The 16,214-nt window shown below is 44.0% G+C and carries 12 protein-coding genes; 1 reads left to right on the top strand and 11 read right to left on the bottom strand.

Annotated elements, in window-relative coordinates:
• Positions 1 to 45 precede the first annotated feature (45 nt).
• The 3 genes from Xvie_RS06185 to Xvie_RS06175 form a co-directional block, all read right to left on the bottom strand.
• Entirely contained in the window at positions 46 to 5,046 is a 5,001-nt protein-coding gene (locus tag Xvie_RS06185) for an RHS repeat-associated core domain-containing protein (protein ID WP_086108470.1), read from the bottom strand.
• A gap of 283 nt (positions 5,047 to 5,329) precedes the next feature.
• Positions 5,330 to 6,424: a hypothetical protein gene (locus Xvie_RS06180; protein ID WP_086108469.1), complete on the bottom strand. Its 1,095-nt coding sequence runs from the start codon at positions 6,422 to 6,424 to the stop codon at positions 5,330 to 5,332.
• A 263-nt stretch (positions 6,425 to 6,687) separates the two neighbouring features.
• Complete coding sequence (locus tag Xvie_RS06175; protein ID WP_086108468.1) at positions 6,688 to 7,374, bottom strand: ArsR/SmtB family transcription factor; 687 nt, start codon at positions 7,372 to 7,374, stop codon at positions 6,688 to 6,690.
• Positions 7,375 to 7,447: 73 nt separating this feature from the next.
• Between Xvie_RS06175 and Xvie_RS06170 the strand changes: the two genes are divergently transcribed.
• Positions 7,448 to 7,777, top strand: coding sequence for an antibiotic biosynthesis monooxygenase family protein (locus Xvie_RS06170; RefSeq protein WP_086108467.1), 330 nt, complete (start codon positions 7,448 to 7,450; stop codon positions 7,775 to 7,777).
• Positions 7,778 to 7,941: 164 nt separating this feature from the next.
• Here Xvie_RS06170 and Xvie_RS06165 read toward each other — a convergent pair whose 3' ends face one another.
• The 8 genes from Xvie_RS06165 to Xvie_RS06130 all read right to left on the bottom strand — a co-directional run bounded on the left by Xvie_RS06165 (position 7,942) and on the right by Xvie_RS06130 (position 16,202).
• Entirely contained in the window at positions 7,942 to 8,292 is a 351-nt protein-coding gene (locus Xvie_RS06165; RefSeq protein WP_086108466.1) for a DUF2645 family protein, read from the bottom strand.
• Positions 8,293 to 8,892: 600 nt separating this feature from the next.
• Positions 8,893 to 9,858, bottom strand: coding sequence for a flagellar hook-associated protein FlgL (gene flgL, locus Xvie_RS06160; protein WP_086108465.1), 966 nt, complete (start codon positions 9,856 to 9,858; stop codon positions 8,893 to 8,895).
• A 36-nt stretch (positions 9,859 to 9,894) separates the two neighbouring features.
• Positions 9,895 to 11,544, bottom strand: coding sequence for a flagellar hook-associated protein FlgK (gene flgK / locus Xvie_RS06155; protein WP_086108464.1), 1,650 nt, complete (start codon positions 11,542 to 11,544; stop codon positions 9,895 to 9,897).
• Between the two features lie 150 nt (positions 11,545 to 11,694).
• Positions 11,695 to 12,663 carry a flagellar assembly peptidoglycan hydrolase FlgJ gene (gene flgJ, locus Xvie_RS06150; RefSeq protein WP_244175498.1) on the bottom strand — a complete coding sequence of 323 codons (969 nt, stop codon included), beginning with the start codon at positions 12,661 to 12,663 and terminating at the stop codon, positions 11,695 to 11,697.
• Positions 12,660 to 13,778: a flagellar basal body P-ring protein FlgI gene (locus tag Xvie_RS06145; RefSeq protein ID WP_086108462.1), complete on the bottom strand. Its 1,119-nt coding sequence runs from the start codon at positions 13,776 to 13,778 to the stop codon at positions 12,660 to 12,662. The genes flgJ and Xvie_RS06145 overlap by 4 nt, the downstream gene beginning before the upstream one ends.
• A gap of 15 nt (positions 13,779 to 13,793) precedes the next feature.
• Positions 13,794 to 14,573: a flagellar basal body L-ring protein FlgH gene (locus Xvie_RS06140; protein ID WP_086108461.1), complete on the bottom strand. Its 780-nt coding sequence runs from the start codon at positions 14,571 to 14,573 to the stop codon at positions 13,794 to 13,796.
• A 68-nt stretch (positions 14,574 to 14,641) separates the two neighbouring features.
• On the bottom strand, positions 14,642 to 15,424 hold the full coding sequence (gene flgG, locus Xvie_RS06135) for a flagellar basal-body rod protein FlgG (protein ID WP_086108460.1): 783 nt from the start codon (positions 15,422 to 15,424) through the stop codon (positions 14,642 to 14,644).
• Positions 15,425 to 15,446: 22 nt separating this feature from the next.
• Complete coding sequence (locus Xvie_RS06130) at positions 15,447 to 16,202, bottom strand: flagellar basal body rod protein FlgF (protein WP_086108459.1); 756 nt, start codon at positions 16,200 to 16,202, stop codon at positions 15,447 to 15,449.
• Positions 16,203 to 16,214 lie beyond the last annotated feature (12 nt).

Here is a 16,214-nt window from a genome sequence, read left to right as displayed (position 1 = left end):
TCGTTTAGAACCACGGGCATCCCTTGTTTATGAAAGAATCAACCTTTAATCAATATTTGGAACAAAGTCATTATATATATCGAATGCGGACAACTGTAGTCGCTCTTCCGTCATAGATTCCCCAATGTTAGGCCACCTCTCTAGCATTTCAAAATGTAGCCACCGATTTACATCATCGCTAAATCTAGTAGCTCTCCATGCATCCTCCATCGAATTTATTACCTGATCACTAAGAGACAACCCCACTCTCCTGTACGTATTTATTATATGGCGAAACCTATTAATTATATGAATACTCCCATAGGGAGTGTTACTTGTTATAAATTGCCCATATAAACTTAGATAGTTCCTTTCTGTGATGTTCAGCGAAAATTGTATGCCTAACGCATTAGAGATATTATCAATCATTCTTGATTCACCATTAGGGCTAATTATTTCAAACCCCAATCTATCCAACCGACGAATCACGTCATCATTTAATCCGTCAGTATATACTTTTAAAGTATAAGCACCGCTACTTACTGGATTTTCGATTTGGCGAACCCTATTTTCATGTAGCATAGACTGGAACGTCCGGGTGTATTCAGTGTTTTCTAGCAAATTATTTGCGGCTTCAGGAACCCTCCTACCACTCATCCCATGGCTAAAACTGGTTATCAGCCGATTTCCTGATCGCCGCATACCGATGGTCACGCCGCCGATGGCACCAGCTCCCATGCTGACCACACCGAGCCCCATAGAGACCCAACCGAGGATCGCAGAGGTATGGGGGTCACTGTCTTCGGTGACTGCACTGGCTATTCCTGTGGCATCAGCGGCTAATCCCAGTCCGGCCAAAACGGCCCCTCCGATGGACAGTGATGCCCCCCCTGTCGGAATGGCCAAGACGATACCAACAACTAACCCGACAGTACCAAAAACAATACCCAAAATGCCCCCCAGACTCATATGCCCACTGGGATCAGTCCGGTTTATCGGATCATTCAGGCAATAAGCATAGCTGTTGATACCGCCAGCACCGAATGGGCTCAGATTGTCCGGCGCAGTAAACCGCATCAATACAGGATTATAGGTGCGATAGCCATTGCCTAAGTGGTAAGTTCCCCATACGGGATCAAGACGCCCGCCATTGTAGGCAGGCAGGTCGGGGGCACGTTCATCTGCCGCCTGCTGTCCATGCGGGGAATAACGGTAGCGTGTTTCAGCGCCATTTCCCTTGTGGCTCAGCAGCACGCTGCTGTGTTTATCCGTCCCCAGCAAATGCACCTCTGGACCTGTCACCGTCGCAACCGTTTCTCCGTGGGCATGTAACAGACGGGTCGCGGCCCCGCTTTCCCGTAATATCTCGGCTACACGGATCGCGCCCTGATAATAAAGCTCATAGGTTTTTTTTGTGCCAATTTTCTTTGCATCAATTCCTTCTGCATCAATGTATTGCAGCACCAAGCGGTTGGCCGCGTCATAAGCGTAATCACTTGTGGCCACATTTAAACGCACTGAACTCAACCGTCCCAGCGCATCATAAGTTAAATGACGCCCAGCCTCATCCCGGATCAATCTTCCCGCGTTGTCATAAGCCAATGTGATGGTGGCTGGATAACCGGGATGGGTATGGGTTACCCCGTGCAACTGACAGGGGTCTGCTTCACTGTAAGTGAACGTTGCCGTATCACTGTGGCCATCTTCAAGTGTGGTTATACAAGTTTGGATATTACCCAGAACATCATAGGTAAAGCGCTGACAAGCAATGCCAAAACCGTAGGCATCACGGGAAAGCTCCGAACCGGTGCAGTGGTATTCCCTCAACCAGCTGCGCGCGGGATCATAGGTGTAGGTTTCCTGCCGTAACACGCCGGACGCCTGCGAACGGGTGCTACGGGAGATCACCTGTCCCTTGACGTTATAGCCCTGTTCTAACGTCAGCGTATCAGTGTTAGTCCAGAGCTGACGATTGACCTCACGACCAAAATCATCAAAACTCAGGGTTATGGTTAATTTTTGGTTGTGTTGTTTATCATGAACCATCCAACTGTTTACACGACTGGCTGTATCATAGGTTAAAGTGATCTCAATATCCGAATCTCGCCTTGCTATCGGACGGCCAAATGAATCAAAGCGCGTATAACATTTTTCCCCCGTCACATCCTTGTAATCCGTCATCAGGCCAAGGGGAGAATAGGTATAGTCGACCGCCCGGACGGCGTCAGCCTGTCCATCTTCAAAATGGTAACGGGTCTGACGCAACCGCCCCGAGGCGGTATAGCTCATCTCATGTGTAGCTATCTGCGAGGCAGAAGCCTGAGTCATCGCCCCCGTTTTGAGATCATAACTAAAGCGTTGTTCTATTCCTTCTGCCTCCACTTTCGTCAGGGCGTTCCCTAATAAAGGCTCATAGTGATGTGTGACTGTCTGAGCCAAAGGATCAATGGACTGGCTGGGATAAGGACTTCCCCCCTGATAAGTATGACGGTAAGTACGTCCGCCACAGGTGGTGGCAATATTGCGCTGCAGGCTGTCAAAATCGCGAGTCCCCAATACATGACCACCAGCCTCAATTTGAGTCAGTAAATTGCCAGCACTGAAAGGGGCATAGTTTTTTCGGATCACCGTGCCATCACTGTGTTTGATGGCTGAAACCCGGCTAAACAGATCGTAAATATATTCTGTCTTTTGGTTAAGCTCATCGATGGTGGCCCGTAATCGTCCCAGGCCATCATAATGGTGGATCTGTTGACTATAAAGCTGCCCTTGGCTGTCATAGTGTGTAATGGTGACGGGCTGGTGACGGGCATTATATACCACGGTTGTTTTACCAAAACGCAGCCCTTCAGCCAGTCGGGTGATCTGTGCAGTCCGGGTAGCAGGATCGTACTCGTGTCGGAGACGCTCTCCAGTATCCTTTATCACAAGATATCGCTGTCCCCAATCATCATATTCAAAACACTGACCGGAAGAAACTTGAGCAATCGCGCCCGTCCCCTCACCGACGGGCAGCCAGTCATGGCTGACATGTTTCTCTACACGCCCCCCATTGTCATAGATGGTTTCAGACACCAAACGCCAGCCCTGTTTTTCCTGCCCTTTCTCCAGTTTCTCCTGCTGATAAGCACGCCCCAGCCCATCAAAGCGGGTACGCACCTGATTCCCCCAAGCATCAGTTTGTGTTGTTGTTACCGCACCGGCATCTTCAATGGCATAGGCATACGTTATCTCCCGGGCGTAATCGGTTCCCTCATTATTGAGGCGTTTCAGGATGCGCCCAAAAGTATCATAGTGATAACGTGTTGTACGGCCCTGCGCATCCACCTCATGCCATAATTTGCCACTGACCCGCGATTGTGTGCGTTGGGTGGCTATGCTGAGTTGGTCATGCCCTGTCCACTGAATACCCTGCACCAGCGCCTCTCCCTGAAGGACATAGCTGAAAACTTGCTGGCTCGTCCATGCCTGACCGCCATCCTGTGTACCATGCACCGTTTCATCAACCCGGTGAAGACGGCCATGATGAGGTGAAGTGACTTCATTCACATAGTGAGTCTGTCTTTCAAGCAGTAGCCGACCTGCGCTGAATGTCCCCTGATAGGTACGCACGACAGCATAGGACAAGGGTGAACCGAGGCGGGCTGGCAACTGAGCATAGCGATAGATTGTTTTGTAAACAGGTACCTCCTCATAGATCCCCTCGGGGGAACACTGACCCGGCGTGACGGTCTTGGACTTGACGAAACGCACAAAACCATGGGGATCTGGCGGACAGGCCCCCGCCTCCCCACTGGCGGGATAATAAGTCCAGTCGGTACGTGTGCCATCCGGCGCAATCTGCACGGTGGGATTACCTGAGCCATCAAACTGTATCTGATGGTTTTCCCCGTTGGCGGCCTCATTAAAGCGGACAATCGCCGATTTCGGCATCTGAAATTGCGGGGGCTGATCCTCAAAATCAACGCCAATCTGTGCATAATACTCTGTCTTATGATGACGCTTACAATCATTTTGCTGGATCACTTCTGAGGTCAACAGATGATAATTGTTATAGCGCCGGGTGATATGGCGCTGTGTTTTCCCCTCCTGCCAGCTTTCGGTCGAGCCATATCGGTAATAAGTAAAAATGTTATAAAGATAATCCTCATCACGGCTCCAGTTTCCTGCTGCCCCATAACCCAGAAAATTAAAATGGGTGTATTCATAAGTGCGCACAATATCAGGGCCATGACCGGGCGATTGTGTGTACCGAGCGACATAGGGCAATATCGGCAGATTCGCATTGTCTGGGAGCTGATGGCCGTCAGAATTATAGTCCACAATTTCCTTCAGCCCCGTCGGGGACAAGACCTGTGTTAAAAACCGGTTATCCGTGTCATAGTCCATCTCCCATTTCAACATTTGGCCCGCCACGCCTTTTTGGATACTGACCATATACTCATTATTAAATAATAATTGAATATCATAGGATTCAGAGGTGTTTGGCCAGACCGTTATTCGTGTATAGGCGCCCAATTCATAATGGATATTTAACAACGCTTTCTCTTCATCGGCTATTGAAGACAGGTAGGGAATAGTGCTCAAATTAAAATGCCAACTTAATTTTAAAGAGTAGCCCAGCGGGTTAACTATCTGTATCGGCACTTTAAGATCAAACGCATTTTGGGGTCCGGTCAGCACTTCAACTCGGCCGGATTTATGAATCACTCGATAAACATTTTTAGTCACATCTTTTTCAAAACGTATAGCATTTTGCTTGTACTGCCTTAAAAAGACAGTCTCTGCGGTTTCATCCACCTTATAGCGTTCCCCAGTCGATAAGATTAAAAGCCGATTCTGGGCATCATACTGAGTCAATCCGATAGAAAAACCCGCACCAAAGCCAATATCATTCGTATTCAACGGGCTATAAGACAACATAATTGCCTGTTCCGGCCCAAGGTAATTATTACCGATAAGATGTGCAATCGGCATCAAATAATTAAACAGACCGGTCCGGGGATCAACATTACCTATCGCAGCACTCTGAAAATTATGGACATTAGAAAAAAAATTACTATTCATCTTCTATTTCCTTCATCTTTATTTCATGGAAACATTAAGATATCCATCTGTATTATCTTATATATCATTAGAATTAATCAGGCTATCCTGTTAATATCACATGATTGCATCCTTATTAAAATTAAAACTATCTTATATAAAACAGATATCTTACCAATCGCTGATATTCTCAATCTTATTTTCATTCATTATAAATGATAAAACCCACTGTACAATTCAGTATAAATACACTATAACAAGAATTAACACAACTTTCATTTAAATCACTTTTTATTCTAATTCATCATTCCTTTACATCCTCAATATGAATCTTTTCTTTTTCAGTTTCATTTTTATTATTGTGCTTCAACAAAAATTTCCCTCTATTACCATATTGATCATAGATAAAAATCTCTATATCCTTCCATCTATCCTGTAGCTTAGGAAAAAACGAACTACTCACATATAATACAGTAAAGCAGATGGCATTAGGCTTTTGTCTAATCATGATCCCTAATTCAAAATTTATAGACAGCTCCATCCACTTAGTATTCCCGACAGAAATCCACTTTTTTTTACCTAAAGGCCAAAGGAAATGTATATAATATCCATCATACCCGTAGTCATGATGATATAACTGATAAGCACCACAATCTGGTATGTCATCAGATTGTAATTTTGTAATATATCGTTTTCCATAGTTGTCTTTTACTTTGAGCGATACATATGTATTATACTGTAACCAATTTCCTCCCAACTTTTTTCTAATTGACTGATCACCAAGATTATTAACAATAAACTTACGTTCTATTTCTAAGCTATCCTTTGTATAAATGACTTCACCTATTGCTTTTAACTGAACGTGATCATCATAAATTTCTCCATATGCTGTAGAATGTTTTCCATCTGGCGCGTGCACCAATGCACCGATTTGTTTAACTTGATTGACCTCTTTAGCTGAACAGTAGACATAAAAGGTAAATATCTTAAGCCCCTTAGATTTATTAATTAAATTTACACTATCCCGCTCAATAAGCGTTAGAGGGTTTGGAACTATAATACTTGGGGTTGCAGTAAATTCATTTGGCATATTCCTATATGACCATTTAAAATCACTTTTTTCTTGTGCGTTCCGAATAAGCTTTTCCCCTGTATTGTAGTCAATAAGAAAAATACTCTCGGTGAGATCATCTAAGAGTTCCTCACTAATATCTTTTATAACATTATCTTGCGCATTTTTTAATTGAATGTAGACATCTATTGTTGCCATATTTCTTCCATTAGCAAACATTATCATTTCCTTATTTTTCTCATTAATACTATTGCGACGTAATCTTATCCTTAACTCTGAAATACTATTCCATTTGTTATTTTTATCGTAAGATTTAATCTTATTCATAAAGAATTCCTTTATATTAAATGTTATCAAACAAAACATTCTCAAAGAGAATACTTTCAAAACCATCTTGGAATATAAATAGATAATTATAATTAAAAAATAATTTAACAATCAAGATATTGTTATGTTACACATAATATCCTCTATATATTCCAACAGAAGGCCATGATAATACCCATGACTCAAATACGAAGATTTTCACTATTAAGTTTAGAAGAAAAATAATATACATCAATTAATAAAACAAAAAACAAACAGTAAATTTAGGTAATAAGCTCAGCCCCCATTTTTCTTATAATAACCCTACCGGCTTCTGTTAAGTTCAATTCCCGGCTATCCAACTGTCTGACAGCCCATTTTTTCCTTAAAAAAGTATCAAGTAACGATGCCCCTAAAAAACCACCAAGATGAAATCGCCATTCACTCCAATCAAGGCAGGAGCAGGCAAATATTCGCCGAGAAGAAGTATCTGCATCACAACATATCCCAAAAGAAGTCAGGAACTCTTTACCTATTGACGTTAATGCATAATTATCAGTCATCCACTGATTCGCTAACAAGCTATCATGAATTTTTACCGCAATTTCCCCTGCCATATGGTCATAGCAAGTTCGGAATATGCGCAGCGATTGAGGTGTGGAAATTCTGGCAATATTCGGATATCCGCCATGAGCGAAATGCATCATGTTTTCTAATAAATTAGCCACTGCTGCATTAGTGATCTTAAAATAACGATGCCGCCCCTGTTGAACGTAGCTTATTAAATTTTCTGCTGCCAGACGATTTAAATGGGAACTGGTTGTTGACGGAGCAACATCGGTCGCAGCACTTAATTCAGTCGCTGTATAGGCACGCCCATCCATCATCAAAAACAACATACGGGCACGTGTGCGATCTGCCAGTACTGCTGCAATGGCCGCGACTCTGTCTTCAAGATTACATTCATGCATATTTTGATAACCATCGAAGTGAATATGATTTCAACAAGATATCTTAGGCTTTTTTATTCTTCAAGGGGACAAAATGTTAGCTGTTATATTTGAAGTCGAAATTGCAGAAAACCAAAGCAAACATTATTTTGATGCCGCAGCTGCAATCTCACCATTATTAAACACCATTCCGGGATTTATTTCCGTAGAACGTTTTCAAAGTATCAGCCATAACAATAAATATCTTTCTCTCTCTTACTGGCGTGATGAAGAAGCGATAAAACAGTGGGGAAATAATTGCCAACATCAGGAAGCACAAGAGTTAGGACGCAATAGCATTTTTGCCGGTTACCACCTGAGAGTCGCCGCCATTATTCGTGATTATGAGATGCATACACAGGAGGAACAGCCAACAACGATATAAACTGACCAAATATTTTAATTACGTTCCCGTTTAATTATTATTGGGTGATAATATCAGGAACCATTATCCCCAATATTTTTCTTTAATGATATGCAGATAATAAATCCAGCGAATACTATATCTTTATTTTTCATCTTAATAATTCTTAATTAGGATCTATTAATTCAATATACTGGAAACGGGCATGATACGAATCGACCAAAAAACATCCAGTACCAATATCCAACAGAAAACATAACTGTCAATAAATTGACCACCAATTGCAATATATTGTCTGAAAATCCTTTCACTCCCTTAATCATCAAAAAAATCATAAAAGGCACCAGAAGAAAAAAACACAAAGGTGCTGTCAATGCTCTGTCATCATTAATGGTAAAATTATTCATCACATCACAAATTGTATTGAACCCTTTTTCTCCAATCATCCAGTCATAATCAATTGTTGCTAAACAACCAATCAATATCGTACTGAACAGGATAAAAATAGCACAAAAGAGTAAATTTATAATTTTCATGTTTATTTATTCTTATCATCTATAGGTAAGACAAGATCTCACCCTGCCCTAAAATCATCGAGACACACCAATGATTTATATCAAAAAATCTAATGCAATATTCTTCTTTCCTATCAAAGATAAGATCTTGATCACAAGATAAAATAATATAATAAATAAAAAAATTGGAATTTACCAAGGAATAGAGAGTTTTACTCTCGCGAATTTTTGACAAAAATTACCATTTAAAAAGATTGATGATAAGTCTATTTCACCATATTCTCTGCTATATTTTTCCCAAAATCATTCATATAAGAGATAAAAGAAAGCTAAAACATTTTCTATAACGATAATTCTTGAAATTTATTCTCTCTAGATTTTCAATACATCATCATTTATTTTCATGTCATTATTTATACAAATGTTGTTTGATAATTACTCTTTGTTATTTTGAAATTGCTAATGTTTTTATGTGGAAGATATATGTTGGAAACAGATAAACAACAGGATATGCAATTGCGGAAAATGTAAAAATGGAGAAAGAAATAAACCCTTGCCTTCCAATTCAATGGAAAAAAGACAAGGGCCTACAAATAGAACGCGCTATATACTAAATCTTAATTAGCGATACATCTCAAACAAAGACATGCCTTTTAAGTCAGTAAATGCCTTGAAGGAAGCCTGCAATGCGGCTTGTTGCTGGTAATAATCGGAAATAGCGGATGTCCAATCGACATCAACCAATTCTCCCATACGCACTTTATTAGACATGCTGCGTTCACTACTCAGTGAATCCAGTTTGTCCAATTCTTGCAGCTGCAACCCGAGAACCGCTTCCACAGATGAAAAGTTATTCTGGCTATTGCGGATACCACGGTTGGCTTTATCCATCAGCTCCACGGCTTCCTTTTTTTCGTCTTCACTGGCAGTACTATAAGGCATTTTTAATGCTTTGATCGCCATATCAATGGAAGCGAAAATATCTGATTCACTCGTGGTTTTGCCATCAGGTTCTTTAATCGGGCTGTCGGGCTGGGATAAAAAAACCTGATGACCAGTATGAGCGATAATCATCGAACGGTTATCATCTACTTTCTGCGTGATTTGTTCATGACCACCGACATAACTTACCTTTCCGCTGCTATCTGCGACGAAAGGCGGTACATCCGTCTTGTAGCCAGCAAAAATATAACGATTATTACCATCTGTTTTGTTACCTAAATTCAGCAATTGTTGTTTAAGACCTTCCAACTGCTGTGCATAGGTTGCTCGATCTTGCTCACTATGCTCATCTGCGGCTGCCACCCACGTTTCAAAAACATTATTCGCAACTGTTACGACATTTGAGATAATGTTCAATTGCTCAGACATGGTATTTTTGGCAAAGATACGGGCAGTGGCAAACTGCTGGTTTTTTGATTCAGATTGAGAAACCATGATGCTCTGCGAAGCTGCCAAAGGATCATCGGATGGATTAATTACCCGACGACCACTTGACAGTTGCTCACTCGATTTCATCCATTTTGACTGGGAGTCAAAAATCCCATTCATTTTCTGAGTATATAATTGATTCGTACTTACACGCACAATATCATTTCCTTTTTATCTTCAGCCAAACGGTGATTAACGAATACCCAAAATTGCATCAAACAATGTTGTTGCGGTCTGGATCACGCGGGCGTTTGCCAGATAATACTGCTGCAAGCGTTGTAATTCGCCGTATTCTTCATCCATATTGACGCCAGAAATAGACTGGCGAGTTGAGTTAACTTTATCAACTATATGTCCCTGAGTGTCGACGCTCACTTGAACTCTATTCGCAGTACTGCCCACGGTGCTGACCAGTGATGCATACGCTTCTGTAAAGGAAGATTTGCCATCAACCAAATCCTTATTCTGCAATTCAAGGAATTTCTTCGCATTGCGGTTATCACTTGGACCCGCATTTTTGTCACTGGCCATCGCCAATAAGGAAGAATCATTTTTCAGATTAGGATTCACTTTCAAATTTGCTACGACGTTGCTGACTGTTTTCAGGGTGTAAGTATCGTGTTCTTCTGCCTTGGCAGAATCGAGCCTGACTTTCAGTCCATCAAACTCCAGCGTATCCCCGCCTTTTTTCACCGGGATCATCGCACTGTCAGAAACACGTTGAACTTTCCAATCTCCGCCTTCAAATTTGAGAGTATAGTCACTGGCTTTTACTTTAGTGGTATCGGCATATTCCACCGTAATCTCAGCCGTGCCTTTGTTGTTGCTATTGGAAATGACTACAGGCTTGGTGAAATTAAAGAAATCTTCACCCTTCTTGTTGTGCAGGTCAAAACCGCTATTCTGCACCTGATTGAATTGGTCCGCCATCACCAGAGCCAATTGGTTCAATTTATTGCGGGTTGGGTCCACCACTTCTTTGCGCACTTGTAATACGCCGCCCAATGCACCTTGGGAGATAAAGCGTTCGTCAATTTCTCTGGTACCAACTGTACCGTTGTTGTAGCCCAACGTGATACGGCTACTATCAGTGCTGGATGGAATCGCTTCCATTTGATAGGACTTATTGCCCGATACCAGCATCATGCCACCACCGAATGAGACGTTATAAGTGTCACCATCCTGCTGAACGACATTGATTTCCACCAATTGATTTAATCGGTTAACTGCTTCATCACGCTTATCCAGCAACGCCAGTGGTTCGCCCCTACCTGCACCGCGCATACGCGTAATTTCATTATTCAGTTTGGCGATTTCTTCCGCGTATTTATTGATCTCCTGAACATTGTGTTCAATTTGGGAATTAATGCCGTGATCTATCTGGCGCAGAAACCCATCAGCTTCTTGGAATCGGCTGACCAAACCTTGCGCTTTGTCTAACACCGTTGTTCTGGCTGCGCTGTCTTTCGCATTGCTTTCAACAACACCCAAACTCTTGAAGACATCTTCGATAGAGTTAGACAGGCTGGCGTCTTTATCTGCCAATAGATTATTGATTTGAGTAATCTGTTGATTGTAAGCCTTCAATGCGGCAAGTTTAGTTTGCCCTGCATTGTATTCCTGGCTGATGAATTCACTGTATTCACGGTTAATGGTGCTGACAACCACTCCGTTGCCGACAAAGCCCACTGGCGACATGGTTCCATTATTTTGCGTCATCACGGTAGTCTGTCGGTTATAGTCCGCGTTTTTGGAGTTGGCAATGTTATTACCTACTACACCCATTGCCACCTGCGCAGCATTAATACCACTCATGGCAGTATTCATTAGACTATTGGACATATGTAGATCCTTTTACGTTTTCTTTAAACCTCCATTGGTGGGAGGTCATTCACTGTTACAGTTATCGGCAAAGCTCCCTGTTCCTTGAACAAAAATGCTCTTGATTTCGATACCCACGGTTCAATACTGGCCTGCTTAGAACAAGATTATTTAAAACAAGTTATCGAAATCATAGGCATAGGCTTTTGCCATTTGATTGCCTGTATTTTTTAACTGCTGGATCAGTGACACTAATTTTTTGGCATAGCCAGGATCGGTAGCATACCCCGCATCCTGCAAGGAGTACGCCCCCTGCTCTGCCGTTGTTGATTGCGCTACTTTGGCGTAACGGGGATTTTCCGTCAGTAATTTGACGTAATCTGTTATTGCCTCCACGTAGGAACCATATACACGGAAGCTGTCCTGTATTTTCTTCGGTTCACCATCAATGTATTCCGTCGTCATAATATTGGTGACAGGCCCTTTCCAATATTTTCCTGCTTTGATACCAAACAGGTTATGGCTTGGTTTACCTTCTGTGGTCAGAATTTCCCGTTGCCCCCAACCGGATTCCAGAGCAGCCTGCGCAATAATTAATAAATGCGGAATACCGCTTTGCTGGCTTGCCAACTGTGCCGGTACGGAGAGCATGGAGACAAAGCCGGCGCTTTGCATTGGCAATGGCTTCGACTTAGTGGTTTCATTGGAAAAAGATGAAGAAGCGTTTTCAGGCATGGTTCGGCGCATGAAATGCGCCAGTGCCTGCTTCGGCAATGTTTGCAGGATTTCATTATCCAGCGGCATCGGCATGGTGCCAGCCAATTCACTAGGCATATTATTAGCGTTAGAGAATTGCTTGACGATCATATCGGCAAAACCCAATCCCTTTTGGGAAAGGTCTTGGGCAATTTGCTGATCGTACATCGAAGTATAAAAACGCGTCTGGTCACTGCTCAACATACCATTCTGTGGCAACGAGGAACGCATACTTTTCAGCATCATCTGAACGAAGACGCCTTCCAGTTGTTGGGCTACTTGCCGTAGCCCTTGTTGTGGTTCCTGTGACAGTTTAGCTTTTAGTGAATGCAACGAATTCACATCGTATGCAGCATTGGACATTGTCAGAAAATCATTCATCAGATAATCTCCAACTTCGCGCGCAGACAGCCTGCACTCTCCATTGCCTGCAAAATCGACATTAAATCTGTTGGCGTTGCACCGAGTGCATTCAACGCACGCACAACTTGAGTCAGATTCGCGCTGGCATTGACTTTTTGCAATGCGCCACCCTGTTCCTGAATGCCAATACCTGTATTGCGGGTCACGACGGTATTTCCTCCCGCCAATGGTGTATCAGGCTGACTGACCGCGGTTTGACGTTCAACCGTTACCGAGAGACTACCATGTGCAATCGCACAGCTATCCAATGTGACATTGCGGTTCATGACCACAGACCCTGTACGGGAGTTGAAAATCACTTTGGCATCACCATCATTGACGCGAATATTTACATTCTGAACCTGAGACAGAAACTTAACCTGCTCGCTGTTTTCGATTGGCAGACGCAACTGAACAGTACGAGAATCCAGCGGAGTTGCCGTTCCTGTTCCTTTCAAACGGTTGACCGCATCACTAATCTGCTGGGCCAGACTGAAATCATCATCATTCAATTGCAGGTTTAGCGTACCTTTCTGGCCGAATTGCGTCGGTAATTCACGTTCAATCACCGCACCATTTGAAATACGTCCACCTGCAAGCTGGTTGATTTTAATGCTGTTCCCGCCCGCACTCGCACCAGCTCCTCCCACGAGGATATTCCCCTGAGCCAACGCGTAGATCTGATTATCCACCCCTTTCAGCGGAGTCATCAGCAATGTACCACCACGCAGACTCTTGGCATTACCCAATGAGGAAACCACAACGTCAATGTTTTGCCCTGAACGCGCAAAAGGTGGCAGCTTTGCTGTCACCATTACGGCAGCTACGTTCTTAAGCTGCATATTCGTACCGGATGGCACGGTAATGCCCAACTGTGACAGCATATTGCTTAGACTTTGAGTGGTAAAAGGCGTCTGCATGGTTTGGTCACCCGTGCCATCCAGCCCAACCACCAGACCATAACCAATCAGTGCGTTATCCCTAATTCCCTCAATGGTCGTCAAGTCACGAATACGCTCCGCAAAAACACTGGTAGACACGAACGTACCAGACAGCACCAATAAAAGCGTAAAAAGGCTGGCAACTAATTTTCTCATCCTGACCATCCTCTTTTAAAACGGTGAGATATTCATAAAGAAACGTTGCAACCAGCCCATATGCTGCGCTTCGTTGATATAGCCATCACCAACATACTCAATGCGGGCATCTGCAACTTGGTTGGAACTCACTGTATTGTTGCCGGTGATCGTGCGCGGGTTAACAACACCAGAAAAACGAATAAATTCTGTTCCCTGATTGATCGCAATCTGTTTTTCCCCTACCACATGCAGGTTGCCGTTTGCCAGCAACTTATTCACGGTCACTGTAATCGTGCCCTTGAATGTATTGTTGGCATTCGCTCCACCTTTGCCGCCAAACTCACTATTGCCTTCCATGCCCAAATCGGTTTTCTCACCACCTATCAATCCCTGCAAGAAACGAGGGGTCAAGGCAGCCGTGAAACCGGTTTTTCCATTGCGGCCGGCATTGGCCGAAGAGTTTTTGCTCGCACTGACGTTCTCTTGCAAAATAATGGTCAGCGTATCACCGATATTACGTGGGCGGCGGTCTTCAAACAGCGGTTGATAACCGTAATAGACCGGTTGGACAACTTGAAAAATTGAACCATTCGGCGTTGGAGCAGGCGCTTCGGTGGGATTTGCGGTTGTCTGTCCTTTCACCAGCGGCTTGTGCGGCATATAAGCACAACCCCCTAATGTCAGGGCCGACAATGCTAGTACCGCCACAGATATGCTGATACGCCACTTATTTCTCTGGTTTTTCCGTAAACCAGTGGAGCCATAAGCTACATGGTTTTTAGCATGGCTTTCGGCAACGGGCATTGTATCCATCTTCTATGCTCTTAAGTTTATCGTAGATAATAGTGGAGGAACGCTTTCCCCCACCATTAATGATTAGGTTATAACTGAGTCAGTTTTTGCAGCATCTGATCAGATGTCGATACTGCTTTACTGTTGATTTCATAGGCTCGCTGAACCTGAATCATATTGACCAGTTCTTCCGCTACATTGACGTTAGACGTTTCAACATAACCTTGATAGAGCAACCCTGCACCATTGATGCCCGGTGCATTTTCTACCGGAACGCCGGAACTGTTGGTTTCCAGATACAGGTTCTCACCGACGCTTTCCAAACCGCTTTCATTGATAAACGTGGTCAGCGTCAGTTGTCCAACCTGCTGAGGCGCGTTTTGCCCCTGCACGTTTACGCTGACGATACCATCACGGGCAATGCTCATTTTGGTGGCATTATCCGGAAGGATGATCGCAGGCACGACCTGAAAACCACCGGCTGTCACTAACTGACCATTTTGATCCACTTGGAATGATCCATCGCGGGTATAGCCTGTTGTGCCATCGGGCATCTGAATTTGGAAGAAGCCCTGCCCTTTGATTGCCACGTCTTTGCTGTTACTGGTCTGTGCCAAATTGCCCTGATTGTGCAGGCGTTCGGTCGCTACCGGACGCGCGCCTGTACCAATCTGCAACCCTGATGGCAGGTTAGTCTGTTCAGATGACATTGCACCCGGCTGACGTTCTGTTTGATAGAGCAAATCTTCAAATACCGCTCGCTGGCGTTTAAAACCATTGGTGCTGACGTTTGCCAGGTTGTTGGCAATAACATCCATATTTGTTTGCTGAGCATCCAGCCCAGTCTTGGCAATCCATAAAGATCGGATCATGAATTTATCCCCTGTTCCCGATTCAGCTCATAGCGAGAATTTGATTAGCCCGCTGCGCATTTTCATCGGAACTATGTATGACTTTCATCTGCATCTCAAAACGACGTGCATTAGCGATCATGTTCACCATGCTTTCCACTGGATTGACATTACTGCCTTCCAGTACACCCGGCATGATTTTCACTTCCGTGCTGGCCGCCAGCTCATTGCCCTGTTGTTCCCGTGCCTGTGGCGTTAAGTGGAACAAACCATCATCGCCCCGCACCACTTGATTAGCTTCTGGTTTAACGATTTTCAGTTTGCCAATCTGTCCCAACAAAGTTGGCGGATCGCTGGCAATCAGGGCTGAGATGGCACCATCGGCGGCAATAGTCAGTTCAGCCTGCGGCGGAACATCAATCGGCCCGTTTTCGCCCATCAACATGCGCCCCTGCACCATCAGTTGCCCTTCGGGAGAAATCTGGATGCTACCATTGCGGGTATAGGCTTCCGTCTCATCTTCGAGCTGGACAGCCAGAAAGCCACCTTGTCCGACAGCCACATCTAACGGGCGAGAGGTATAATTCATTGGTCCCTGACGGCTATCCATGCCGGGGGTAGAAGCAACGGTCAATGTGCGCGTCGGCAGGGTTTCACCTTCAATCGGTACGGCACGCAATGCAGCAAGCTGAGCCTTGAAGCCCGGCGTTGATGCGTTGGCCAGATTGTTGGCAGTAACAGCCTGATGTTCCAGCGTTTGGCGCGCTGCTCCCATAGCGGTATAAATGACGTGATCCATAAAACTATCCGC

Source organism: Xenorhabdus vietnamensis, from assembly GCF_002127535.1.
In the GTDB taxonomy this organism is placed as follows: Bacteria; Pseudomonadota; Gammaproteobacteria; order Enterobacterales; family Enterobacteriaceae; genus Xenorhabdus; species Xenorhabdus vietnamensis.
The sequence above is the reverse complement of the archived record's forward strand: the minus strand, read 5'-3'. Positions and strand labels throughout refer to the sequence as shown.